At 43.1% G+C, this 23749-nt stretch carries 20 protein-coding genes, 1 tRNA gene and 1 pseudogene; 13 read left to right on the top strand and 9 right to left on the bottom strand.

All coding sequences use genetic code 11. The annotated features are described in order from the left end of the window. Positions 1 to 302: 302 nt before the first annotated feature. From IQ230_RS05780 to IQ230_RS05735, 10 genes are all read left to right on the top strand, one after another. Positions 303 to 1667 (top strand): NAD-dependent succinate-semialdehyde dehydrogenase, encoded by a 1365-nt coding sequence (locus IQ230_RS05780; RefSeq protein WP_193931102.1) that lies wholly within the window; start codon positions 303 to 305, stop codon positions 1665 to 1667. A gap of 39 nt (positions 1668 to 1706) precedes the next feature. Beyond that, on the top strand, positions 1707 to 3344 hold the full coding sequence (locus tag IQ230_RS05775; RefSeq protein WP_193931101.1) for an acetolactate synthase large subunit: 1638 nt from the start codon (positions 1707 to 1709) through the stop codon (positions 3342 to 3344). A 240-nt stretch (positions 3345 to 3584) separates the two neighbouring features. After that, positions 3585 to 4778 carry an acetamidase/formamidase family protein gene (locus tag IQ230_RS05770; RefSeq protein WP_193931100.1) on the top strand — a complete coding sequence of 398 codons (1194 nt, stop codon included), beginning with the start codon at positions 3585 to 3587 and terminating at the stop codon, positions 4776 to 4778. A 255-nt stretch (positions 4779 to 5033) separates the two neighbouring features. Beyond that, entirely contained in the window at positions 5034 to 5348 is a 315-nt protein-coding gene (locus tag IQ230_RS05765; protein ID WP_099703702.1) for a hypothetical protein, read from the top strand. 220 nt (positions 5349 to 5568) lie between these two features. Beyond that, positions 5569 to 6363, top strand: a complete 795-nt coding sequence (gene xth, locus IQ230_RS05760) for an exodeoxyribonuclease III (protein WP_193931099.1) — start codon at positions 5569 to 5571, stop codon at positions 6361 to 6363. A 74-nt stretch (positions 6364 to 6437) separates the two neighbouring features. After that, a complete protein-coding gene (locus IQ230_RS05755) occupies positions 6438 to 7313 on the top strand; it encodes an SDR family oxidoreductase (protein ID WP_193931098.1) in 876 nt (291 codons plus the stop codon). A gap of 17 nt (positions 7314 to 7330) precedes the next feature. Continuing rightward, positions 7331 to 8002, top strand: coding sequence for a molybdenum cofactor guanylyltransferase (locus IQ230_RS05750; protein ID WP_193931097.1), 672 nt, complete (start codon positions 7331 to 7333; stop codon positions 8000 to 8002). A gap of 9 nt (positions 8003 to 8011) precedes the next feature. Further along, complete coding sequence (locus IQ230_RS05745; RefSeq protein WP_193931096.1) at positions 8012 to 8509, top strand: PH domain-containing protein; 498 nt, start codon at positions 8012 to 8014, stop codon at positions 8507 to 8509. Positions 8510 to 8812: 303 nt separating this feature from the next. After that, positions 8813 to 9169, top strand: coding sequence for a hypothetical protein (locus IQ230_RS05740; protein ID WP_099703706.1), 357 nt, complete (start codon positions 8813 to 8815; stop codon positions 9167 to 9169). A 431-nt stretch (positions 9170 to 9600) separates the two neighbouring features. Further along, entirely contained in the window at positions 9601 to 11079 is a 1479-nt protein-coding gene (locus IQ230_RS05735) for a CoA-acylating methylmalonate-semialdehyde dehydrogenase (protein ID WP_193931095.1), read from the top strand. 172 nt (positions 11080 to 11251) lie between these two features. Here IQ230_RS05735 and IQ230_RS05730 read toward each other — a convergent pair whose 3' ends face one another. Then, the gene (locus tag IQ230_RS05730) at positions 11252 to 11770 is read right to left on the bottom strand and encodes a DUF1499 domain-containing protein (RefSeq protein ID WP_193931094.1); all 519 of its coding nucleotides are present in this window, start codon (positions 11768 to 11770) and stop codon (positions 11252 to 11254) included. Between the two features lie 91 nt (positions 11771 to 11861). On the opposite strand from IQ230_RS05730, the gene IQ230_RS05725 reads away from it, so the two are divergent. Continuing rightward, positions 11862 to 12080: a hypothetical protein gene (locus IQ230_RS05725; protein ID WP_193931093.1), complete on the top strand. Its 219-nt coding sequence runs from the start codon at positions 11862 to 11864 to the stop codon at positions 12078 to 12080. Positions 12081 to 12096: 16 nt separating this feature from the next. Here IQ230_RS05725 and IQ230_RS05720 read toward each other — a convergent pair whose 3' ends face one another. Then, a complete protein-coding gene (locus tag IQ230_RS05720) occupies positions 12097 to 12870 on the bottom strand; it encodes a DUF1028 domain-containing protein (RefSeq protein WP_193931092.1) in 774 nt (257 codons plus the stop codon). Between the two features lie 188 nt (positions 12871 to 13058). Here IQ230_RS05720 and asnB point away from each other — a divergent pair, with 188 nt between their 5' ends. Beyond that, positions 13059 to 15095 carry an asparagine synthase (glutamine-hydrolyzing) gene (gene asnB, locus IQ230_RS05715; protein ID WP_193931091.1) on the top strand — a complete coding sequence of 679 codons (2037 nt, stop codon included), beginning with the start codon at positions 13059 to 13061 and terminating at the stop codon, positions 15093 to 15095. Positions 15096 to 15182: 87 nt separating this feature from the next. On the opposite strand, the gene IQ230_RS05710 is transcribed toward asnB, so the two are convergent. The 7 genes and pseudogenes from IQ230_RS05710 to IQ230_RS05680 all read right to left on the bottom strand — a co-directional run bounded on the left by IQ230_RS05710 (position 15183) and on the right by IQ230_RS05680 (position 22339). Beyond that, positions 15183 to 16214 (bottom strand): ABC transporter ATP-binding protein, encoded by a 1032-nt coding sequence (locus tag IQ230_RS05710; protein ID WP_193931090.1) that lies wholly within the window; start codon positions 16212 to 16214, stop codon positions 15183 to 15185. Between the two features lie 18 nt (positions 16215 to 16232). Next, complete coding sequence (locus IQ230_RS05705; protein WP_193931089.1) at positions 16233 to 17243, bottom strand: ABC transporter ATP-binding protein; 1011 nt, start codon at positions 17241 to 17243, stop codon at positions 16233 to 16235. Positions 17244 to 17364: 121 nt separating this feature from the next. Continuing rightward, positions 17365 to 18261 (bottom strand): nickel transporter permease, encoded by an 897-nt coding sequence (nikC, locus tag IQ230_RS05700; protein ID WP_193931088.1) that lies wholly within the window; start codon positions 18259 to 18261, stop codon positions 17365 to 17367. Then, entirely contained in the window at positions 18261 to 19184 is a 924-nt protein-coding gene (locus tag IQ230_RS05695) for an ABC transporter permease (RefSeq protein ID WP_193931087.1), read from the bottom strand. The genes nikC and IQ230_RS05695 overlap by 1 nt, the downstream gene beginning before the upstream one ends. Before the next feature lie 134 nt (positions 19185 to 19318). Next, entirely contained in the window at positions 19319 to 20959 is a 1641-nt protein-coding gene (locus IQ230_RS05690) for an ABC transporter substrate-binding protein (RefSeq protein WP_193931086.1), read from the bottom strand. A 671-nt stretch (positions 20960 to 21630) separates the two neighbouring features. Further along, a pseudogene (locus tag IQ230_RS27855) lies at positions 21631 to 21880 on the bottom strand (type II toxin-antitoxin system HicB family antitoxin). 385 nt (positions 21881 to 22265) lie between these two features. Continuing rightward, positions 22266 to 22339 (bottom strand) — tRNA-Met (locus IQ230_RS05680). 240 nt (positions 22340 to 22579) lie between these two features. Here IQ230_RS05680 and IQ230_RS05675 point away from each other — a divergent pair. After that, positions 22580 to 23659 (top strand): MraY family glycosyltransferase, encoded by a 1080-nt coding sequence (locus tag IQ230_RS05675; RefSeq protein WP_193931085.1) that lies wholly within the window; start codon positions 22580 to 22582, stop codon positions 23657 to 23659. The last annotated feature ends 90 nt before the right edge of the window (positions 23660 to 23749 follow it).

Below are 23749 nucleotides of genomic sequence, written 5' to 3'. Positions count from 1 at the left end.
TTTTCTTTACATCTTGTTACTGTATTTAACAATTATTTAATATCTTACATTCTACATAGTCTTTTTGCAACCGCACAAGCACATATAAAAAATATGTTATGCGTCAGCCGCGATCGCCAAATCATCAAAGTTGTACTCAATTTTGTAAGCAAAATTACTTATAAGTGTTCAGCAGTCCTTTACAAAATCTTTTTATAATTCAAGCTGTAAAAAGAAGCGATAATTGAAGTAAGAAAAGTAATAATTTCGGGAGCAAAATTTAAAAAACATCCCGCGATTGAATTGATTAAAGAGGTCAGGTAATGGGTATCGCTACAATTAATCCCGCAACAGGGGAAACGCTCGAAACGTTTCAGCCGCTGACCGATGCCGAAATTGCAGCTAAACTGGAACAAGCACAAACAACATTTGAAAAATATCGTTGGTTGTCAATTGCAGAACGATCGCATTTTATGCAAACTGCAGCAGATATTTTAGAAAAACAAAAAGCAAAATACGCTGAATTGATGACCCTAGAAATGGGGAAACCATTACAAAGTGCGATCGCTGAAGTTGAAAAGTGTGCGCTAGTATGTCGCTATTACGCAGAACATGCGGCAGAGTTTCTTGCAGATGTAGGCGTTAAAACTGACGCGAGTCAGAGTTTCATCCGCTATCAACCGCTAGGAATTATCCTAGCAGTGATGCCGTGGAATTTTCCCTTCTGGCAAGTTTTCCGGTTTGCTGCACCAGCGTTGATGGCAGGCAATGTTGGCTTACTCAAACATGCTTCTAACGTACCGCAATGCGCGTTAGCAATTCAAGAAATTATCCAAAGTGCGGGTTTTCCCACAGGAGTCTTTCAAGCTTTGTTGGTAGGTGCTGACAAAGTCCCCGCATTAATTGCCGATGAAAGAATCAAAGCAGCAACTTTGACAGGAAGCGAACCCGCAGGCGCAAGTTTAGCAGCCGCTGCTGGGAAACAGATCAAAAAAACGGTACTTGAATTAGGCGGAAGCGATCCATTCATTGTGTTAGCAAGTGCTGACATTGAGACATCTGCTAAAACAGCAACAACAGCCCGAATGCTAAACAACGGTCAATCGTGTATTGCCGCCAAACGCTTTATTGCTGAAGAAGCGATCGCTAACCAATTTGAGAAACTGCTGATAGAAAACTTCCAAGCATTAAAAGTAGGCGATCCGATGGATCTCAATACAAATATTGGGCCATTAGCAACGCCACAGATTCTGCAAGATTTAGATCAGCAAGTCCAAAATTGTATTGCCAGTGGAGCAAAAGTTCTGGTGGGTGGAAAACCATTATCACGTCCTGGAAACTACTATCCACCAACGATTTTGAGTGAAATTCCTGCAGGTTCAGCAGCGTATAACGAAGAATTTTTTGGTCCTGTAGCACTGTTATTTCGCGTTCCCCATATCGATGCGGCAATTGAACTAGCCAACAGCACACCTTTTGGCTTGGGTGCAAGTGCATGGACTACAGACGAACAACAACGCGATCGCTTAATTTCAGAATTAGAAGCTGGAGCCGTCTTTATTAACAGTTTAGTTAAATCTGATCCGCGTATGCCTTTTGGGGGAATTAAACGCTCTGGTTATGGCAGAGAGTTGGGAATTCAAGGCATACATGAGTTCGTCAATGTTAAAACAGTGTGGGTGAAGTAGAGGTATGGCACTACCATACCTGTTAGGGAGGAAATTTCAATGAATACAGCAGAATTATTAGTGCAATGCCTAGAAAACGAAGGCGTGCGCTACGTTTTTGGCTTGCCAGGAGAAGAGAATTTACATGTATTAGAAGCACTTAAAAATTCTTCTATCCAATTTATCACCACGCGGCACGAACAAGGTGCAGCGTTCATGGCAGACGTATATGGACGCCTAACCGGAAAAGCAGGGGTGTGTCTTTCGACATTAGGTCCTGGTGCAACAAATTTGATGACAGGAGTCGCTGATGCCAACTTAGACGGTGCGCCATTGGTAGCAATTACCGGACAAGTGGGAACGGATCAAATGCATATTGAAGCCCACCAGTATTTAGATTTAGTGGCAATGTTTGCTCCCGTTACAAAGTGGAATACCCAAATTGTTCGTCCTAGTAATACTCCAGAAATTATCAGAAAAGCTTTTAAGCGATCGCAAAGTGAAAAACCTGGTGCAGTTCACATTGATCTACCCGAAAATATTGCTGCAATGCCCGCTACAGGTCATCCTTTAAGAACCGATAAGTTAGAAAGAACTTATGCGGCATTTCACAGCATCACCGAAGCAGCAACCGTGATTTCACAAGCTACTAACCCGATTATTCTTGTCGGTAATGGAGCAATTCGTGCTGATGCAAGCGAAGCAGTAACTGAGTTTGCAACACAGCTTAACATTCCTGTTGCTAATACATTTATGGGAAAAGGCGTAATTCCTTATAAACATTCATTGGCATTATGGTCAGTTGGATTGCAACAACGCGATTATATTAATTGTGGTTTTGATAATACCGATTTAGTGATTGCAATTGGCTATGATTTAATTGAGTATTCCCCGAAAAAATGGAATCCCGATGGCAAAATTCCTATTATTCATATTGGGGAAACTCCTGCAGAAATTGATAGTAGTTACATTCCTACTGTTGAAGTTGTTGGTGATATTTCGGATTCATTATACGAAATTTTAAAACGAGCAGACCGCGACGACAAAGCTACTCCTTATGCTTTGGAATTACGCTCAGATATTCGCACAGACTATGAGCAATATGCTACTGATGATGGATTTCCCATTAAGCCACAAAAACTGATTTATGACTTACGACAGGTGATGGGACCTGAAGATATTGTGATTTCTGATGTTGGAGCGCATAAAATGTGGATTGCTCGACATTATCATTGCGATCGCCCAAATACTTGTCTCATCTCTAATGGGTTTGCCGCAATGGGAATTGCTATTCCTGGGGCAGTAGCGGCGAAACTAGTTTATCCTAACCGGAAAGTTGTTGCTGCTACTGGTGATGGTGGTTTTATGATGAATTGCCAGGAATTAGAAACAGCTTTGCGAGTTGGTACGCCATTCGTTACGTTGATTTTTAATGATGGCGGTTATGGGTTAATTGAGTGGAAGCAACGTAACCAATTTGGCAGATCTTCTTATGTCCATTTTGGTAATCCAGATTTCGTGAAATTAGCTGAAAGTATGGGACTAAAAGGCTATCGTGTAGAAGCGACAACTGATTTCATTCCTATTTTGAAAACAGCTTTAGCTCAGGATGTACCTGCAGTCATTGATTGTCCGGTTGACTATCAGGAAAACTATCGGTTTACACAACGGTCTGGTGATTTGAATTGTATTGTGTAGGAAGTTTGACGGAGGGTGAACAGACTAGTTCAGATGCAGAGAACACAGAGGAATAAAGAGGGTCTTCTGGTATTGGCTATATGTTTTTGCTGTAGTTGACGAGCATTAATTGAGCAAAAGTATTTTTTAATACATTTTCTCGGATAAGTTTGTATCAAAAATAAAGCCGATAAGTAAAAGTGTAGGCAACAAAATTGTGCAATTTGTTGTTTAGAACGGCTTTGTGGATGGTGTGGGCAAATGAGGAATAATGTAGGGTTGCGGTTTAAGATCAAAAGAGTCTTGGAAAGATTAGTTCATAAATGGCAGGTAGTAGGAGTTGTCGCAGGAATAGGGTTACTTTTGTGTAGTTTGAGTGGGATAGCTTGGTCTTCACCTACAGCTACACCCTTACGAACGCATCGCATTATGTCTACTCCGGACAATGTAATCTGGGGAGAATTATTTAAGCCTGACTCTCGTCCGATTGCGCGGGTGCGTTCAGGCGATCGCATCATCATGCAAACGGTGTCGCATGAAGGAATATTACCCGATCAAGGAGATACTGCTGCCTTTTTTAATCAAGGTGGAATTCCGCAAAATACCAAAAGTAAAGTGACTCAAAATAAGATTTTACCAGACCAACTTAAAGTAAAATCTGCAGTCAAGAAAACAGGTCCTGGTCCTCACGTCATTACAGGTCCAATTTATGTAGAAGGTGCGCAACCAGGAGATACTTTAGAAATCAAAACGCTGGCAATTGACTACCGCGTTCCTTACGGTGTCATTTCTAATCGTCACAGTAGAGGCGCACTACCTGGAGAATATCCCCTAAATAATGCTCCCATTTATTCGCGAGTAATCCCTTTAGATATCAAGCGTGAAATAGGGATTTTTCAGCCAGAAAACAACTTGCCTCCAATTCAACTACCTCTAGATCCTTTTATGGGTATTATGGGCGTCGTTCCTGCTGATCGAGAAGAAGCTGTAAACTCTGTACCCCCAGGTAACTACGGTGGCAATATTGACATCAAGTTGCTTGGTCGTGGTTCGAGTTTATATTTGCCAGTTCAAGTACCTGGAGCTTTATTTTATGCAGGAGATCCCCACTGCGCGCAAGCTAACGGTGAAGTTGCTTTAACGGCAATTGAATGTTCTTTAACTCCCACATTTGAGCTTGTTTTACATAAAAATATGAAGTTAAATGCACCAATGGGAGAAACTAAAGATGCTTGGATTGCAGTTGGATTGGATGAAGATTTAAATGAGGCAATGAAGAAATCTGTCCGCGAATATTTAGACATTGCTAATAGTAAGTATGGCATAACAAAGCAAGATGCTTTATTAATTGGTAGTGCAGCAATTGACTTTGAAGTTTCACAAGTTGTTGATATTGTGAAGGGAATTCATGGCGTAGTTCCTAAAGAACTATTTCGCGATGTTAAACCTAAATAGTTAACTAAGATATCTTTTGTCTCCTTGATTCTGTCCATTTCAAGCGAGTGCTGTACTTGAATCATCGTTCATGTCCTCATGTATATTAGAATACGACTTGGTTAAATGGTATCAAGTAAAAGCCTACTCAACAGCAGCAGTATTATCTTGGCTTAAGCGTTATTAATTTCCATCACACCTTTCTTAGTTCATAGACTAGAGGTGTGATTTCTTGTATTGTTTGTTTATTATTTATGCTGTTGTAAGGAGAATAAGATGCCTAATGACACGGAAATAAATATTGTTGAAGCAGCTTCTCCAACAAATGATAGTGCTAAAGAAGTATTAGTCGAAATTCTGCTCAATGGGGGATTTCGGTATCAAATTAAAGTCAAATCGGATAATCCATTACTTCGTAGCTTGATTGCAGCTTTCCTAGCGCGAACCCAAGGAAAACAAGACAGCTTTTTATTTCAAATTCCAATTGAAGAAAATAAATCGAGTCTTTGCTTCACTAGCGATCATCTTGTAGGATTGATCACACAGCCGCCAATTTTACTACGCAGAAAGCAGGAATTAGAAATTGAATAATAATTAATCGGTAAATATAAATGTAACTTAAAGATTGGAAACTAGAGTCATGTTCTTACCCAGTCACCAAATCATACAGTTTCCTTGTCCTCCCGTTTCTCGGTTGAGAAACGTGCGATACATAAATTATGCGCACCGAATTAAATAATCTGTAATCTAGTCCCAATGGTGTGGCAGACTAATAGGCTAAAGATAGCTCGTGCTTATTGCAAATTACTTGATGCAAATTGCCACTTGGAACGTTAACTCAATCCGGACTCGTCAAGAACACGTTGTTGCTTGGTTGCAGCAAAACCCCGTTGATGTACTGTGTTTGCAAGAAACTAAAGTTGTCGATGCAGATTTTCCGCGATCGCCTTTTGAGCAACTTAACTATCACGTTTATGTCTCAGGACAAAAATCTTATAATGGTGTAGCGATTCTCAGTCGTTCCCCTTTAACGGATGTCAGTACAGGTTTTACACCAATTTTAGGTGAGGCGATTGCCACATCACTTTCAGAAATTGATACGCAAAAACGCCTGATTACTGGTGTTATTGCAGGTATTCGCATTATTAACCTCTACGTACCGAATGGTGCAGCGGTAGGCGGTGAAAAATACGAATATAAATTGCGCTGGTTGCAAGTGTTGCGCGAATACTTACAGTCACTTTTAATTGTATCAGCTAACATTTGTATTTGTGGTGACTTCAATATTGCACTCGAAGACTGCGATCTGCACGACCCTGTTAACCTTACAGGAAATATTATGGCATCAGAACTGGAGCGGCAAGCACTGCGCGAAATCTTAGCACTAGGTTTTAGTGACGCTTTTCGTAAGTTTACTTCTGAAGCAGGACACTATAGTTGGTGGGACTATCGTGGTGGAGCTTTTCGGCGTAACTTAGGTTGGAGAATCGACCATCATTATCTCACTGCTGATCTATACAAACAAGCAAAAAGCTGCTTTATTGATATCACGCCACGAAAGTTATCCAAACCGAGCGATCATGCTCCCGTAGTTGTTGAAGTTTAAATTTTAGCTTTTAAATTTGAGATTAAGCTTGCAGGTGGTATCTATTATCCAAAATCTTCAGGGAAAATGCGGCTATGTTTCTAGTCACAGGAGCAACAGGACAAATTGGTCGAAGAGTGGTACGATTGCTGCGACAACAAGAACTACCCGTACGTGCTTTTGTCCGCCTCAATTCTCGCTACGGTGAGTTAGAACACCGAGGTGCAGAAATTTTTATTGGTGACTTGCGCCAAGAAAAAGATATTCAAAAAGCTTGTCAAGGAGTGCAGTACATCATCAGCACTCATGGTTCAGATGGCGATCCTCTGGCGCTTGATTATCGTGCAAATATTGAGTTGATTGATCGTGCCCTAGCACAACAAGGAAGGCATTTTGTGTTTATTTCGGTGTTAGGTGCAGATCGCGGCTACGAAGATGCTCCTACATTTAAAGCAAAACGAGCAGTAGAACAATATCTTCAAAGCAGTGGTCTAAATTATACAATCTTTCGCCCCGCTGGATTGTCTTCAAATCTGCTATCACTTGCAGAACGATTTCGCCAAACAAGAATGTATTTATTAATTGGCGATCCCAAAAACCGCACATCAATTGTTAGTACAGACGATTTAGCCCAAATGGTAGTAAATTCGATTTCAGTTTTTGGAGCAAAAAACCAAGTTTTATCAGTGGGAGGACCAGAAATTTTACAGAGGGAAGACATTCCCCGCATTTTTGGTCGCGTTTTTAATCAAGAGCCTATTATTATTAATTCACCTTTATTAGTTGTTGATGGTTTGCGGACAGTATTAGGATTGTTAAATCCTTCAGTGCAAAAAACTCTGGGTACTTTTCGCACTTTACTTGCTAATGAGTTTTTCTGTACGCATGATGAAATTGCACACTTGGAGTCAGTGTTTAATTTAAAACTAGAAACTTTGGAAAGTTTCTTAAGGCGCTATTTAGCAGTTTAAAATAATCCATTAAATCGATGGCGGATAATGTTGATTCCAACTTAAAATCATCGAAGCTAAGCGCAATTGTCTTAGCTGGTGGGAAAAGTTCGCGCATGGGTAAAGATAAAGCCTTGATCCTCATTCAGGGTGTCCCGTTGTTGCAATTAATCTGTGATATTGCTGGTACTTTATGCAACGCAGTTTATGTGGTGACACCAACACCAGAAAACTATCAGCATTTATCTTTCAAGCATTGCCAATTTGTTCGTGAAGTACCGCTGCCTCAAGAAACTGTAGGTAACTCGTCTTCAACCAAAATAACTTTACCGTTACCGCATGGTCCATTAGTTGGGTTCGCTCAAGGACTCGCTGTCGTGCAAACTGATTGGATTTTGTTACTGGCTTGCGATTTACCAAAATTGCAAGTCGAAGTGTTACAAGACTGGGCAAGAGAACTAGAAACTATTCCTCAAAATGCGATCGCTGCTTTACCTCGTCATGCAAAAGGCTGGGAACCTTTATGCGGCTTCTACCGCCGTAGTTGTTTACCTCTGTTAAATGATTTTATTGCCCAAGGAGGGCGATCGTTTCAAGCTTGGTTAGCGCAACACCCTGTACGCGTTTTACCTTTATCAGCAACGGAAATGCTCTTTAACTGCAATACACCGGATGACTTAGCTTTTGTCATCGATGATAAACAGTCATAGGAGAGAAGCATGAATGAAGTATTTAAGGCGCCTTGGGCGATATCGCTTATTGCTATCACCACGGTAATTTCTGCACTGCTGCTGGGAGTTATTCTAGTTGGGCTGTTGAGTGGTCCTCGTAGTGATATTGCATGGATAGTGGCGATGGTTGTGATTCCTTTGGTGATTCTGTTGACGTCTGTATTCTTCAGTATTCGTGGCTATGCGATCGCCGACGATACACTTTATATTCAGCGCATTGGTTGGAACACAAAAATTGATTTAAGGAACTTAACTGCCGCTGAGGTAAATCCACAAGCAATGCGAAACTCGCTACGTAAGTGGGGAAATGGTGGGTTATTTAGTTACTCTGGAAAGTTCTACAACCGGAAATTGGGCAATTACCAAGCTTATGCGACAGATCCGAGTAAAGCAGTAGTTCTGAAGTTGCGCGATCGCACAATTATTGTTACTCCAGAACATCCAGAAAGATTTGTATCTCAAATTTTAGCGATATCTAGTAAATAGTGTTGTTCTAAACTCTTGTCATTCAGTACATTTTCACTATCAAATTAAAGAATTGAAGAACAAAGGCAAAGTAATACGTATAGAACTAATTTTTCTATACATAATCTTCAATTTACAAATTAATAATTAGCTGTATATAAACCTAAATGAAACCCTCCTCTTTTTGCGAATAATCTATTCAAAATTTTGTAGGGAAAACGCGCTATAAATATGTGTAAAAACCGCTCCAGTTATCGTTTTAAAGTAAAGTTTTATTGAAGGATAATAGATATATGTGAAAGAAAGATTATTTGATTAAATTAAATGAGAATACAATCATCAGTATTAGTACATCTTGGCTTTGGAAAATACGTGCGATCGGATCAAGTAACAGCAGTTATTCCTATTGAAGAAGAACGCGGACCAGGACGACGTACGTTTATACATCTCCAAGGACAAACAGATCCTATTGTTGCTTCTCGTGCTGAAGACTCAATCGTCCGCGACTTAGTGCAAGAACCGCGTGAAGTCACTCAATCACGTCAACAGCAGGAGATTCTACACGATTTACTTATGGATTTAAGTAATGTTAATCCAACAGTACGTAGAATTGCTCGTGACGAGGGTGGACTTGACTTAGAACGCTTAGAACAGCGAATTCGCGAGGTTGTAGAAGAGTAGTCATACTAGGGATGCTATAACTAGCATCCCTGTTTAGTTTAAACTTTAGATTAATTGATTCAGCTAGCTAGGGCTATGAATCACAGATGCCCCGCGATTGAAGTCGGTACTACCTAAACAAAGTGTTAAGAGTCGTGAAGTGTTGAGTTTTGAGTTCTAAATTGTGTTTGTGCAGTGTGCTGGAGGCATTTATTTTAAGTTTTGAATTTTGAATTTTGAATTATGAGTTATGAGAAGACCTTGATGGCATTCTTAACTTAACACTTCACGACTCTCTTAAACTCAACACTCAACACTTCACGACTCATAACTCTAAATTGGTGGATGAGGTTTGTTTAGCTGCGAATTTATGCGCCAAGCACTCAAATTTCCAAGAAATTGTCAATCATTACCCCGATAATGAATAGAGTTTAGTATCAGAGTAAATTATTATGAGTAGTGCCACTGTTCTCCAAAACTACATTAATGGCGAATGGTGTGAGTCTAGTGCTACTACGTATTTGGATGTAACTAATCCTGCAACAGCAGAAATACTGGCTAAGGTTCCCATAGGAATAGCAGCAGACGTAGAACAAGCAGCAAAAGCCGCAGCCACAGCATTTGGCATCTGGCGGCGCACTCCGCCTGGGGAACGAGTGCAGTATTTATTTAAACTTAAAGCACTGTTAGAAGAGAACTTTGAGGACTTAGCAACAACAATTACACAAGAGTGCGGTAAGACTTTAGCAGAATCAAAAGGGGAACTGCAACGGGCAATTGAAAATGTAGAAGTTGCCTGCGGAATTCCAATTTTGATGCAAGGCTACAACTCGGAAGATATCGCTAAAGGGATTGATGAAATTTTAATTCGACAACCTGTAGGAGTTGCAGCAGTTATTGCGCCATTTAACTTTCCAGGGATGATTCCCTTTTGGTTTATGCCGTATGCGATCGCCTGTGGTAACACGTACATTATTAAACCCTCCGAGAAAGTGCCACTAACGATGCAAAAAGTGATGCAGCTTTTGGCACAAACAGGATTACCAAAAGGAGTTGTCAATCTCGTTAATGGCGCTAAAGAAGTGGTCGATGCAATTCTCGATCATCCAGCAATTCGTGCAATTAGCTTTGTCGGTTCGACTCCTGTAGCGCGTTATGTTTATAGTCGGGCGACAGCAAATGGTAAACGCGCTCAATGTCAAGGTGGTGCTAAAAATCCGGTCATTGTACTACCTGATGCTGATATGGCAATGACAACTCGTATTGTTGCTGATAGTGCCTTCGGTTGCGCTGGACAACGTTGTTTAGCAGCTTCCTTAGCGGTGACAGTTGGAGAAGCACGTCAAACATTTACCGCAGCGATCGCCGAGGCGGCGTCTACTCGCGTTGTTGGTTACGGATTGGATCAAGGCGTACAAATGGGACCTGTCATTACAGATGAAAGTCAAGCCAGAATAGAACAATTGATTCAGCAGGGAATCGCTGAGGGTGCAACGCCGCTTGTTGATGGTCGGCAAACAAAAATTACTGACTATCCTAAAGGTTATTTTATTCGACCAACGCTACTTGAGAATATCGAGCCTACCAGTACAATTGCCCAGACTGAAGTTTTTGGTCCTGTATTAGGATTAATTCATCTCGATACAGTTGATGATGCGATCGCTTTTGTAAACAGCGGTCAATACGGTAATATGGCGTGTTTATTTACCTCAAGTGGGGCTGCTGCACGGAAATTTCGCTACGAAGCTGAAGTTGGTAATCTTGGAATTAACATTGGCGTTGCTGCACCGATGGCTTTCTTCCCTTTTAGCGGCTGGAAGGAAAGTTTCTTTGGCGATTTGCACGGACAAGGACATCACGCCGTTGAATTTTTTACCCAAACGAAAGTTGTTGTTGAGCGTTGGTTTCAAGATTGGTCAAGACAATTTTAGCCTTGGCTAAATTGTCGGCATGAGCGAATAAATTCGCGGCTAAACAAACAAAGTCCACCTGCGTGGACTAGCTAACAAGCTATAGTTTTATTCCCTCAACACTTTTAACTCTAGTGTGCGGAGGCACACTTGGTTTAAATAGCCCCGACTTCAGTCGTAGGGCATCCGCTATTTATACAGATTCGCTGAATTTAGCTCTTATAGTTTCAACTCGACGCCGATTGACTCCCAAATCGCCCTCGCCTAACCGCGAAGCTGAACGAACATGAATCACTTTGGCATTTTTGTCAAGCAGAAATTCAACATCATCAACAAATCCAACAACAGGAATTGTAAATTCGCTATAAATGTAATCTTCTGTTTGGGCGATCGCTTTTACGCGTCGAAAAGATTGCAGCACTGTTTTGAGGTGAGCCATTGCCGCTTGATCAGTTGAGTTGTAAGTTAAAGGTAAAATTTGATGTGCTGCATCCTGGCTTTGACTATTGACACAGTTAGGAGTACTAGGACAAGGTGCTAATTGACCAGCATGAACACCAATGTTATCAGGGCGCGTTCCAGCAAATAATTGCGGTTCTCCAGAAAAGGCAATTTTTGTACCTAATGCACAGATAGTGACGAAAAGTAATGCAATGAAGGTAAAAAGAACTCGTTGGAATACAGAACTTGATTTTGTCTCAACTGTTGACATGATTTCAAACCTTATTGCATTTGGCATTAACCAAAGACGATTGTACTGTTCTTTGCTAGTGTAGTCCCCCTGATCTCTACATATAGACAATATGCCTTTAACTCACTTGATCTTTTTAGTAGTTGGTATCGGACTCGTCTGGATAAGTCTAAAATTCAAAGACGATGTCTATCGCCTAGCAACAGCAATATCAGGCGCAATCTTCATTGTGTGGGGGTTTGCCCTAACCCCCTTGCAGTTTCAACTGCCAATAGAAGCACTTGTGCTGATTTTAGTTTTTCCTCTTTGCTTGCGTTGCCTCAGAGAATAAAGATAAAATCGAGAAATCAAGCAGATAACGGTGCATCGGTAGCGCTAACACTCTTTTGTTGTTGTGCTTTAGTAGAAGACCAAGGTGCAGGATTTAAACTAATAGCTTCTGTAGTCCGAGGATGTCGTGTGGGCATTGTCTGCCGAAACATCTGATAGTAGTCCTTGCGCGATTCTTCAAATAAATAGCGTAGTTCCGCAATCGGGTTGTTATGGTGATCGACGCGCAGATCGAGATAAGGATAGACATCTTGATTGACAACATAAATAGCTGCCGATTGACGACCCCGTTTATCACCACCCGCAGCTTCCCCAGCTTCTAAAGCTTGCAGTAACCGTTCAGAAAACTCCATACCTTCTTTTGCCTGATATGCTTCTGCCATTGCCAGCAAGGTTTGTTCGCCGACAAGCATATTACCAGCTACCGAGAAGTAGGGAAACGTAAAATGTCCTGCCCAATCGATGCACTCTTTCCCCGTCCAAGCCGCAGTGTGACCGTTATGATCGACTAAATGTAATTGCCGATGGTCGCGATCTTTGTCGTCTTTAAGCAACAGGTAAATAATATCTTCGACAGAAATTTCGTCAAGAGTCCCTTCGCTAATTGCTCGTTGTTCTAGTAATTGAATACCCCCAATTCCCAACAGCGGGTTGGTTTGTGCTTGAGTTGCGATCGCCCCAATTGTTGCTTTGGCATGAGGCACTAATGCCCCTACTGCTAGATGCTTTGTTGCGACTGCAACCCCTGTCATTTGCGTTGTTGAATCCCAAGCCACAATTGAGAATGTCATGATTCCCTGTATTTACCTAATGAGTCCTGTATAGAAACATTATTTTTCTATATCATTTATGTACTGGTGTGTACTGTCGTGTATTTAACTATTCCCAAGAATCTCGCATTGCTAACATCAGCTGCAATCTGAATTAAATTGTTGCTGAATAAGAGCAGTTATCTCATGTTGTAAGCCAAGGTATTGTTATGTGCGGTATTGGTGGCGTCATGCACCACGATCCGGCTCGTCCCGTGAATCCAGATTTTCTAGTGGCGATGGCGGCAATTCAGTATCATCGCGGTCCAGATGGATTCGGTGTCAAAATTATGAGCGATTGCGGTGTTGGCTTCACCCATGCCCGATTATCAATTATCGACCTCAATCCAGAACGCGGACGTCAGCCGTTTGTTTCCGCCGACGGGCAGTACATGATTGCCCACAATGGCGAGTTTTACGACTACAAGCGCATCCGTGCCGAACTGACTTCGCTGGGTTATCGCTTTCGCAGCAAGAGCGATACGGAACTGACAATGCACTTAACAGATCGCTACGGGTTAGAAGGTGCGTTACCACATCTACGCGGCGAGTTTGCCTTTGCGCTTTACGAACGTTCCAAAGATCGACTGACGCTAGTGCGCGATCGCTTTGGTGTCAAACCTTTGTATTGGACAATGACGCCCGAAGGTCTAGTCTTTGGTTCAGAAATTAAAGTACTACTTGCACATCCAGCAGTCCAGCGCCGCTTTTCCTCTGAAGGACTTTATCATCAACTGATGCAATTGATTGTACCAGGAACATCGGCATTTGAGGGAATTTACGCAGTTGAACCTGGGCAAATGGTCATTGTTGAGCGTCATGATGGACAACTACAGGTTAAAACCAAACAATACTGGGATTTGAACTTCCCGCGTCAATCTGAACGCGGAGCAAGATTAGCAGATGAAGAGTACATCGAAGAACTACGCAGCCGTTTTATTGAAGCTGTCCAATTGCGACTTGAAGCTGATGTTCCTGTAGCGTGTTACTTATCTGGCGGTATCGACTCGTGTACGATTATGGGTATTGCCGCTGCAAGTCAGCAATCACCTGTCAAAGCCTTTACGATTGGATTTGACGATCGCGACTACGACGAAACTGCGATCGCCCGCGAAATGGCGCAAGCAACAGGTGCAGACCAAGATGTCTTGATGGTCGATGGCAATCAGCTTTACGACCACTTTGCCCGTACGCTATGGCACACAGAACGCAGTATTTATAACACTTTTACTGTTGCTAAGTTGTTGATGAGCGAACACGTCAACAAAGCCGGTTACAAAGTGGTTGTTACGGGGGAAGGATCGGATGAACTGTTTGCTGGGTATCCGCAACTGCGACTTGATATGATTTTGCACGGTATGGATGATGCCTCACCGGAAGAACGCGCCGATTTGGAAGATTGGCTGGCAGAAAGTAATCGCCTGTTTAAAGGCAATCTCTTAGCGGAAAAAGCTTTAGACGATCCAGCACTCACAAGCTTAGTGGGCTTTACGCCAAGTTGCCTGCAATCGTGGTTATCCGCATCTGCCTATGTTCCGAGTTTACTTCATCCCGATCGCCGTGCTGCACTGCAAAATTACTCGCCAGGGGAAGCTGTTGCCAATGCCCTTGATGCTGACCAAATTGAGGGACGTCATCCCCTTGACAAAGTGCAATATATATGGATAAAAACTCAGTTTGAGTCACAAGTTCTCGGCTGGGCAGGCGATCGCGTCGATATGGCAAACTCGATGGAAGCACGTCCGCCGTTTCTCGATCATCCCTTAGTCGAATTCGCCGTCACGCTACCGCAAAATATGCGCTTACGGGGACGTAAAGATAAATATATCCTACGCGAAACAATGCGCGAGCTTTTACCAAAAGCACTTTACGAGCGACAAAAGTTTGCGTTCATGGCTCCACCATCGCATACCGATCCGGTTAAACAACGGGCGATGCAGGCGTTATCGGCAACTTATTTATCAAAACAAGCGATCGAAGAAGCAGGGTTACTCGATGTTGCAGGCGTACAAAAGATTCTGCAACGTCACAGCGATGCAAATACACCAGTGTCAGACCGAGTGCAACTCGATGCGATTATTAATCATATGCTCAGCGTGCAAATGCTGCACAAGCATTTTGTCGGCAACGATGTTCCTGTAGTAGCACGCGATCGCGCTCAAGAACGCGGTTGGTATGCTAAAGATCAACTTGTTGTGGTAGCTTAGCAGTTGAAACTGACAAAACCTGCCTTCACAGGTTTCTAATTTTCTTATGAGTCCACGAAGGTGGACTTAGTTTATGTAGCTGCGACTTCAGTCGCCAAGCGCCGGATCGAATTTCCCCAATGCATCAACAAGATGACACGCGACATAGTGCCCATCGCCTACATCGCGAAATTCTGGTTCTATTTGATGACAGCGTTCAATTGCCCAAGGACAGCGCGTGTGGAAACGACAGCCACTCGGAGGATTTGTCGGACTAGGAACATCGCCTTCTAAAACAATTCGCTGGCGCTTTGCTTCTACAGTAGGATCGGGAATCGGAATTGCAGAGAGTAAAGCTTGCGTATACGGATGCAGCGGATTCTCGTATAGCGATACGCGATCGGCAAGTTCGACAATTTTACCAAGATACATCACCGCAATGCGATCCGAGATATGCCGAACAACGCTCAGATCGTGCGCAATAAACAAATAAGTAAGTCCTAATTCGCGTTGGAGTGACTGCACTAAATTAATGACTTGCGCTTGAACCGAGACATCTAATGCGGCGATTGGTTCATCACATACTAAAAAATCAGGGTTAACAGCTAACGCCCGTGCGATCGCAACTCTTTGGCGTTGTCCCCCAGAAAATTCGTGCGGATAACGATAAGTAAACTCTGGACTTAAGCCGACGACTGCTAAAAGGTACTGAACTCGCGCTTGTTTCTCGCGCCCTGCGGCTAAACCAAAAATTTCCAGTGGTTCGCTAATCACATCACCAATCGTCATGCGGGGATTGAGCGATGCATATGGATCTTGGAAAACCATTTGCATCCGTCGGCGCATTTGGCGTAACGGTTCGCCGGATAATGCCGTCAGTTCAGTTTCCTCAAAATAAACCTGTCCTGCACTTGGTTGTTCGATTTGCAGAATCGCGCGTCCTGTCGTACTTTTACCGCATCCAGATTCTCCTACCAAGCCCAAAGTTTCGCCGCGTTTGATATCAAAAGATAGCCCATCGACGGCTTTTACCGCCCCTACTTGTCGTTGGAGTAACCCGCGTAGAATCGGAAAATGTACTTTAAGGTCGCGCACGCGCAATAAAGTGTCGTTTCGCTGTTGCGTTTGAGGTTGCACCATGAATTTTGTTGCTCGACATTAGGCGGTTGCTGATTGAGATGCTTGCAGAATGTCTGCGCCTTCAGGTTTTACCCAACACGCGACTTGGTGGTTCACTCCCACCGGTTCTAGCGGTGGATCTTCACTATGGCATTTGGCGATCGCAAACTCGCAACGCGGCGCGAACGGACATCCTTGCGGATAGTTGACTAAACTGGGGGGTAATCCATCGATTGATTTGAGGTGTTCTTGTCGCTGTTCGTCTAAACGCAGAATACTTTGCAGTAGCCCAATTGTATACGGATGACGTGGATGGTGATACAGTGCGTGTAGTGGCGCTTGTTCCACAATTTGCCCTGCGTACATCACTAAGATGCGATCGGCTAAACCTGCAAGTAGTGATAAATCGTGCGTAATCCAAATAACCGCCATTCCACGTTCTTCTTTTAGTTGCTTGACAATTTCAACAATTTGTGCATGAATTGTCACATCAAGCGCCGTCGTTGGTTCATCGGCAATCAGTAAATCAGGATTACACGCTAGTCCCATCGCAATCATCACGCGTTGGCGCATCCCTCCAGAAAATTGGTGCGGGTAGTTGCGAATACGATCGCGCGCCCCAGGAATTCCAACTTGCTCTAAAAGTTCAACTGCTCTTGCTTTAGCCTCGGATCTTGCCATACCTAAATGCAGTTGAATTGCTTCGGTCATTTGCTTTTCCACCCGCAGCACCGGATTGAGCGATGTCATCGGGTCTTGAAAAATCATCGAGAGACGATTTCCCCGCAGCGATCGCATTTCGCGCACACTCAACTTGAGCAAATCGCGTCCCTGAAACATCACCTCACCACCCACAATTTTGCCAGGAGGCGATGGAATCAACCGCATTGCCGATAACATAGTGATACTTTTACCCGAACCTGACTCGCCAACAATACCCACAGTTTCCTGCGCATTGACATGAAACGAGACATCATTAACCGCATGAACGACACCATTTTGAGTAAAAAAGCGCGTTTTCAGGTTTTGAACATCAAGCAATCGAGCCATAATACTGTTTTGCTTTAAGTTTGGTACGTATGGGTCAGCAGAGGAAGCAGAGGAGAAAATATTTAATTAAGAGCGCTTAAACAAACCTCTGACCTCCGACCTCCGAACCCTGACCTCTTCATCAAGACCGTCGTTGTTGTGGATCGAGGGCTTCGCGTAATCCATCACCGAGGAGATTGAAACCTAAGACTGTAATTGCGATCGCCAAACCAGGAAACGTTGTCACCCAAGGCGCACGGCGAAAGTAATCGCGTCCTGCGGCTAAAATTGCTCCCCATTCGGGTGAGGGGGGTTGCGCGCCTAATCCGAGAAATGACAGCGCGGATGCCGAAAGAACTGCTACCGAGACTCCTACAGTTGCCACAACAATAATTGGTGAAAGAATATTGGGTAAGATGTGACGGAAGATTAGGCGAAAGTGCTTTGCACCCACAGCTTGAGCGGCTTTAAAATATTCCTTATTTTTCTCTACCAGCACAGCACCGTAGGTAACACGCGCATAGAAAGGAATAGAACTAATTCCGACAGCGATCGTTGCATTAGTTAAGCTAGGACCAAGTACTGCTACGGCTGCGAGTGCAATCAGCGTTTCGGTAAAAGAGAACAAAACATCGACGCCCCGCATTAAAACGGCTTCGACCCAACCTCCGGCGTAGCCTGCAACCATCCCCAGCAAAACTCCCGCCGTCATTGAGATAAAAACGGCAACGAGTCCAATCCGTAATGTTAGACGACTACCGTAAACGATGCGGCTAAACAAATCGCGTCCAAAATCATCCGTACCAAACCAATGTTCCGCACTCGGAGGTTGCAGCGTCGAACCAACTCCCATTTCCAGAGGATCAAAAGGTGCGATCGCCGGAGCAAAAATCGCAACGATCGTCGTTACTAGTAGAATAACGCCGCCAATCTTAGCACCAGGGCTGCGAAACAGAACCTGTAGAAACCGCCGAAATTCCCTATTTTTAGATGGAAGTGGCGCAACAGGTGGTGTTGGTGTGGTAATTTGCTGAGTCATCAGTTATATGTAATTCGAGGATCAATCCAGGCGTAAAGTAAATCCAAGACGATAGAAACGATGACAACAACAGTAGCGAAAATCAGAATAAAGCCTTGAATTGTCGGATAGTCGCGCTGAAAAATCGACTGAATTGCCAAACGTCCAATACCATTCCAGGCAAACACATTTTCTACAACAATCGCACCGCCCATCATGTAGGTAAACTGTAGCCCTAACATATTGACGACATTGATCATGCCATTGCGAAACGCATGACGCGACAGCACCAGAGTTTCTGCTAATCCTTTCGCCCTTGCAGTCCGCATATAATCTTGCGACAGCACATCAAGCATTGAAGACCGCGTTAAACGCGATACCGATGCAGCATTAGCCAATCCTAACGTCAGTGCAGGTAAAACGAGATTATTCAAATTTGTCCCTGAAACAGGAAACCATCCTAGCCGCACAGAAAAAATCGAGATCAGCATTAACCCCAGCCAAAAGCTAGGAACTGAAATCCCAACAATTGCACCCGTCATCAACGTCGTATCAATCCAAGTACCGCGCTTATACGCTGCAAAAAAACCCGCCGTCACGCCGACAACCATCGTAATAATCAAGCTAGTTACAGCAAGCAACAACGTATTTGGTAGCCGCACAAGCAATAAATCCAACACGGGCTGATTACCCCGAATCGTAGTCCCGAAATCTCCCTGCAACACCCGCCCCATATACATGATGTACTGTTCATAAATTGGGCGATCGAGTCCCAGATTGCGGCGAATTTGTTCAATTTGTTCCGGCGTTGTCGATTGCGACTGCGCATACATAATTTGTACCGGATCGCCAGGCACAAGATGAATCAACAGCGTCACCGCGATCGTCGTAATCCAAATCGTAAACAAACCACCCAGTAGCCGTTTAATAAAATAACGTGTCATCAGTCCGTACGATAAAACTCCTCAAAATTGCAACTCCCCATCTCTTCTCTTTGCGACCTACTCTACGAGAAGCCGCCCTACGGGCGTCTATGCGCCTTTGTGGTTCGTTTCAAAAACTCCCACCAAAAATGTATCTATTGCAGCCTCACATCATTAAACACAGGTCGATTAAAAGGACCAATCTTAAAGCCTTGCACCTGCGATCGCGTCGCATAAACCCACAATGATCCTGGTGTATACAGTGGAATGTGTACAGCATTCGACAGCAAATATTCCATCACATCATTAACAGCTTCTCGCCGCTGAGTTGCATCAACCGTCGTGCGCGTTCGCTCCAATAATTTATCCAATTCTGGCGATTGATAGCCGCTGTACGCCCCAGGCGAATGCCAAAGTTGATAAAGAATATCCGGATCGAACCATGCCCAATCCATCATGTCAAACGTACTAATCCCAGAAGTTCTTTCATTTTCTTGTTTGACACGAGCATTGAGCGTACCAATGTCCATCGTTTCAATTTTGGCGTTAATCCCGACTTGCGCCAATTGACTTTGAAAAACTTGTACCATGCGTTCGCGGTTGTCACCCGTCGAAGTCATCAAAATCACTTCCATCGGTCGATTCGCACTATAACCCATTTCCGCTAACAGTTGTCTGGCGCGATCGGGATTATGTTCATAGCTATATTGTCCGCAAAACTCTTGATCGTTACCAAAAACACCACGGCTGATGGGACAGCGTTCGCGTTCTACCAACCCTTCATCAAAAGCGACTCGCAATGCAGCATCAATATCGATTGCATAGGCAACGGCTTGACGCGCGCGGATATCATTAAATGGCGGACGAGAAACAGTAAATTCAAAGAAAAAGTTCTGTCCGGTATTTTCTGCAACGTGCAATTCTAAGTTAGAGTTGCCACGTATCGCATCTAAGTCATCGAGTGGTGGGTTAACAATGAGCTGTACTTCTCCAGTTTGTAAACCTGCAAGTCGGGTTTGGGCTTCAGGAATTTGCCGCACCACAAGTCTATCTAAATAAGCTGCACCCTCATTTTGTACTGGACGACCATATCGAACGTAGTCGGGATTTTTATCTAACACAATTTCATCACCGCGCGTCCAACTGACAAGCTGCCAAGGACCGGTACCAACTGCTTGCGAAACACCAAACTGATCGCCCAATTCTTGATTGCTATCGCAAATCATACTTGCGAAAGGATCTGCCATAAAGGAAACAAAAGCGGCAAACGGCGATTGAAACCTAAATCGAACTGTCTGTGGATCGACAACATCCACAGCTTCAATTGGACCCCATGCACCGCGCGTTACGCTAGGATTCTGACTATCAATGGCGCGATCGGCAGTGTATTTTACATCATTCGCGTCAAACGGCGTACCATCGTGACACGTCATTCCTTCATTGAGAACAAATGTAACTTCTGTGCCATCATCGCTTACTTGCCACTCGCGAGCAAGGTTAGGCACAATCTCACCACTGTCATTAAATGCTAGTAGCGTGTCGTAAATCTGGTCAAAAATTTGCCACGATAGCGTTGTTGTTGTGCGATGCGGGTCGAGGGAATCAGCATCTCCATATCGTGCCCAGATTAGTGTTCCACCCTCTGTTGCTGTTGTACCTGGAGATGGACTAGTAGTAGTAGTAGTCTGCTGATTATTACCACAAGCACTGACTAGAATTGCTGTTAATGCTACGCCTAATAGCGATCGCCTTTGGCGCTGCGCTGTTCTCTTTGTCAGTTTAAATTGCCAAAACATTAATTACCTTCGGTCTCAACAGTGCCCTAAATGTTATGAAAGCAAGATATTCATTACTACGAAATAGCTCTGATGATGTTTTGTGAAAAGCTGATTATTCCTCGTGAATTGAGTGTTCGGCATACAGATGTTCAGTCGTAGAAAGTTAAACCAAGACACCTTTAGCTAAATAAAACATTGCTGAAAGTGCTTTCCCCAGCTTGCTTTTAGGCGTAATCTACTCAGAATCATCATAAAAAATGAGAGCTAACAAAGTTTACTCATAAAGTAGAGAATGCTTTTATGACGTCATCTTACATAGCTTATATTAAAGGGCAATTGTGATTTGAAATACAAAAAATTTAGGAAAGTTTAGGTAAACATTCTCACGGCAAGTATCTAAAATAGCGAATTAATGAGTTTTTAAGCCACTAATTAACATCAAACAACTTACAGCCGTAATTGATCTACTAATGGGTAGCAAATTGAATAATCAAAAGCTGTTATTTGGAATACTACTCTAGAAAACTGCAAAAATATCGAGCGATCGCTTAAATCAACTTTAAACTGCTTTATAGTTTGAGCCATTCACAGACTTGATAAATAGCTGAGATAATTCATGCAGCTTCCTTCTTGCCTAAACTTTGACTAAAAACAAAGGAAGATTTCGCTACAAAATAGCGGTAAACAACTTATGCTGACGTACGAGCAATCTGCTCAACAGATAGTACTTGAACATCTACGTATTGGCACAAGCTAGTAAGTTTAGGAATTACCTCACCATGCAGCAGCATTCCCTCCAAGTGAAACGCGATCGCCTCTTGTATCTGTTGTAAAGTCTCCTCTACGGTTTGACCTGTCGCGACACATCCAGGTAAGTCAGGAACGTAGGCACAATATAGTAGTTACCTTCTGCTTTTTCAACACGATTGCGTATTTCATAACTTCAACCTTTTAATGCAGCTTGTCTCAAAAACTATTTAGCAATCCAGAGGATAAATCATGAGATGGCTTTCGAGGTATCGTAACCGTTTCAAGCTTCTTTGAATGATGGTACTGTCAGTGACTTCCTCTGGTACGTGTACTAGTACCCAAGCATCAGCCTCTATGAGCTTGATGACCTCACGTACCTTCAACAGATTCTCCTATCTTGAATATTGTCACCATAGCGATTGCTCGCGTCATAATATTTCTTGCCTAAAATTAGAGTAAAAACTTACCCTGAATGAGCAATAATCAACTCAAAGCAATGGTAATACTTCAAACGGCAGTAATCATGAAAAGCTTACAACACCGACTTTTTAATGCTTTGATGTATGATAAAAAATGGCTCAAGGCAGATTTGAACTGCCGACCTTGGGCTTATGAGTCCCCTGCTCTAACCAACTGAGCTACTGAGCCAAGTATTAGACAACGATTTATAAGTATAGCATACACTATAAGCGATCGCTAGCCTTACTGAAATTAAACAGAAACAGCACAATTCTAGTCAAAGGTGAGTATTCACCAGAGAAAATGTGAGATTTCCTAATTTTTACCTGATTTACATCAGCGACGGAATTCCCTTAAGGCAGTAGCATATTGATTTATATAGCGATCGTGCTTGTGTAATTATTCCCAGTAAGGGTTGAATTATTATAGATGAACCTGTACGGATTTCTCCAATCCCTCGGCATTGCCAACCCTAGCGGAACCGGCTGGCTAGCGGTAATCTTTACCTTTATATTAGCCTGGGTAGTCACCTGGCGATTGACTCCGCCAGTGCGATCGTTTGCGTTACAAGTTGGTTGGGCAGATCAACCCAACGAAAGGCGGCTGAATCGAGAACCTTTGCCTAATGCTGGAGGTTTAGTAATTTACTTCGGAGTGCTTGCCGCACTAGTACTGGCTACTCTCTTACGACCAATTGTGATTGAAGGTGTACTTGCTGAAGTACTCACAATCTTACTGGGAGGGTCAATACTAGTACTTGTAGGTTTTATTGACGATCAATTTGGCTTACCGCCGTGGGTACGTTTATTAACTCAAATTCTGACAGCACTGCTATTGATTAGCAGTGGAATCAAAATAGAAGCACCTTTGGGAACTCCGATTGACTCACTACTTGCGATATGTCTAACTGTGCTGTGGGTAGTTGGAATTACTAATGCTATTAATTTGATGGATGGAATGGATGGCTTAGCAGGAGGGGTAAGTTTTATTACTGCTATGAGCTTACTTGCAGTTTCTGCTCAATTTGAGACACGGGCAGCAGCAACTTTGCTTTTAGCTGCATTAGGAGGAGGCGCACTGGGATTTTTACGCCACAACTTTCATCCTTCACGGATCATTATGGGTGATGCTGGAGCCTATTTTTTTGGATACGTTTTAGCTGCGACAACTATTTTAGGTAATCTAAAAGTAACAACGGTGTTTGCTCTAGTGCCGCCTGTCTTGTTTCTGCTCTTGCCAGTCATCGATACGACTCAAGTATTCGTATTACGGTTGATGGCAGGAAAAAATCCTTTGAGTAATCCTGGAAAAGACCATTTGCACCACCGTTTACTAGCTTGGGGCTTTTCTCAAAGGCATACAGCAATCACGTTATGGACTGTCACAATTGTTTCTAACTGGCTAGCTATGCAGCTACAAGGAATGAGTGCAATGGCAGCATTAGTTACAATTGCGAGTGTTGTTGCTCTATTAAGCTTTACAATTTGGCGCAGAATTAGATCCCTGTGACACATTGCTAGTTAAGCAAGGAGCTAAGTTCAGCGATCCTGTTGCCTTTCATTCTCGCTCATTTGAGTTTTAGCTCACAAGAACGAGTAG

Origin of the sequence: Gloeocapsopsis crepidinum LEGE 06123, assembly GCF_015207655.1 — a bacterium.
Classification (GTDB): Bacteria; Cyanobacteriota; Cyanobacteriia; order Cyanobacteriales; family Chroococcidiopsidaceae; genus Gloeocapsopsis; species Gloeocapsopsis crepidinum.
Note: the sequence above shows the minus strand (reverse complement) of the source record. Positions and strands in the feature narration are given on the sequence as shown.

Excerpts from the sequence above, each read along its gene's own strand:
- IQ230_RS05720 (WP_193931092.1), bottom strand. The coding sequence starts at position 12,870 with ATGACATTCTCAATTGTGGCTTGGGATTCAACAACGCAAATGACAGGG.
- asnB (WP_193931091.1), top strand. The coding sequence starts at position 13,059 with ATGTGCGGTATTGGTGGCGTCATGCACCACGATCCGGCTCGTCCCGTG.
- IQ230_RS05735 (WP_193931095.1), top strand. The coding sequence starts at position 9,601 with ATGAGTAGTGCCACTGTTCTCCAAAACTACATTAATGGCGAATGGTGT.
- IQ230_RS05695 (WP_193931087.1), bottom strand. The coding sequence starts at position 19,184 with ATGACACGTTATTTTATTAAACGGCTACTGGGTGGTTTGTTTACGATT.
- IQ230_RS05675 (WP_193931085.1), top strand. The coding sequence starts at position 22,580 with ATGAACCTGTACGGATTTCTCCAATCCCTCGGCATTGCCAACCCTAGC.
- IQ230_RS05745 (WP_193931096.1), top strand. The coding sequence starts at position 8,012 with ATGAATGAAGTATTTAAGGCGCCTTGGGCGATATCGCTTATTGCTATC.
- IQ230_RS05765 (WP_099703702.1), top strand. The coding sequence starts at position 5,034 with ATGCCTAATGACACGGAAATAAATATTGTTGAAGCAGCTTCTCCAACA.
- IQ230_RS05775 (WP_193931101.1), top strand. The coding sequence starts at position 1,707 with ATGAATACAGCAGAATTATTAGTGCAATGCCTAGAAAACGAAGGCGTG.
- IQ230_RS05705 (WP_193931089.1), bottom strand. The coding sequence starts at position 17,243 with ATGGCTCGATTGCTTGATGTTCAAAACCTGAAAACGCGCTTTTTTACT.
- IQ230_RS05755 (WP_193931098.1), top strand. The coding sequence starts at position 6,438 with ATGTTTCTAGTCACAGGAGCAACAGGACAAATTGGTCGAAGAGTGGTA.
- IQ230_RS05725 (WP_193931093.1), top strand. The coding sequence starts at position 11,862 with ATGCCTTTAACTCACTTGATCTTTTTAGTAGTTGGTATCGGACTCGTC.
- IQ230_RS05690 (WP_193931086.1), bottom strand. The coding sequence starts at position 20,959 with ATGTTTTGGCAATTTAAACTGACAAAGAGAACAGCGCAGCGCCAAAGG.
- IQ230_RS05740 (WP_099703706.1), top strand. The coding sequence starts at position 8,813 with ATGAGAATACAATCATCAGTATTAGTACATCTTGGCTTTGGAAAATAC.
- IQ230_RS05770 (WP_193931100.1), top strand. The coding sequence starts at position 3,585 with ATGAGGAATAATGTAGGGTTGCGGTTTAAGATCAAAAGAGTCTTGGAA.
- xth (WP_193931099.1), top strand. The coding sequence starts at position 5,569 with ATGCAAATTGCCACTTGGAACGTTAACTCAATCCGGACTCGTCAAGAA.
- IQ230_RS05710 (WP_193931090.1), bottom strand. The coding sequence starts at position 16,214 with ATGGTGCAACCTCAAACGCAACAGCGAAACGACACTTTATTGCGCGTG.
- IQ230_RS05730 (WP_193931094.1), bottom strand. The coding sequence starts at position 11,770 with ATGTCAACAGTTGAGACAAAATCAAGTTCTGTATTCCAACGAGTTCTT.
- IQ230_RS05780 (WP_193931102.1), top strand. The coding sequence starts at position 303 with ATGGGTATCGCTACAATTAATCCCGCAACAGGGGAAACGCTCGAAACG.
- nikC (WP_193931088.1), bottom strand. The coding sequence starts at position 18,261 with ATGACTCAGCAAATTACCACACCAACACCACCTGTTGCGCCACTTCCA.
- IQ230_RS05750 (WP_193931097.1), top strand. The coding sequence starts at position 7,331 with ATGGCGGATAATGTTGATTCCAACTTAAAATCATCGAAGCTAAGCGCA.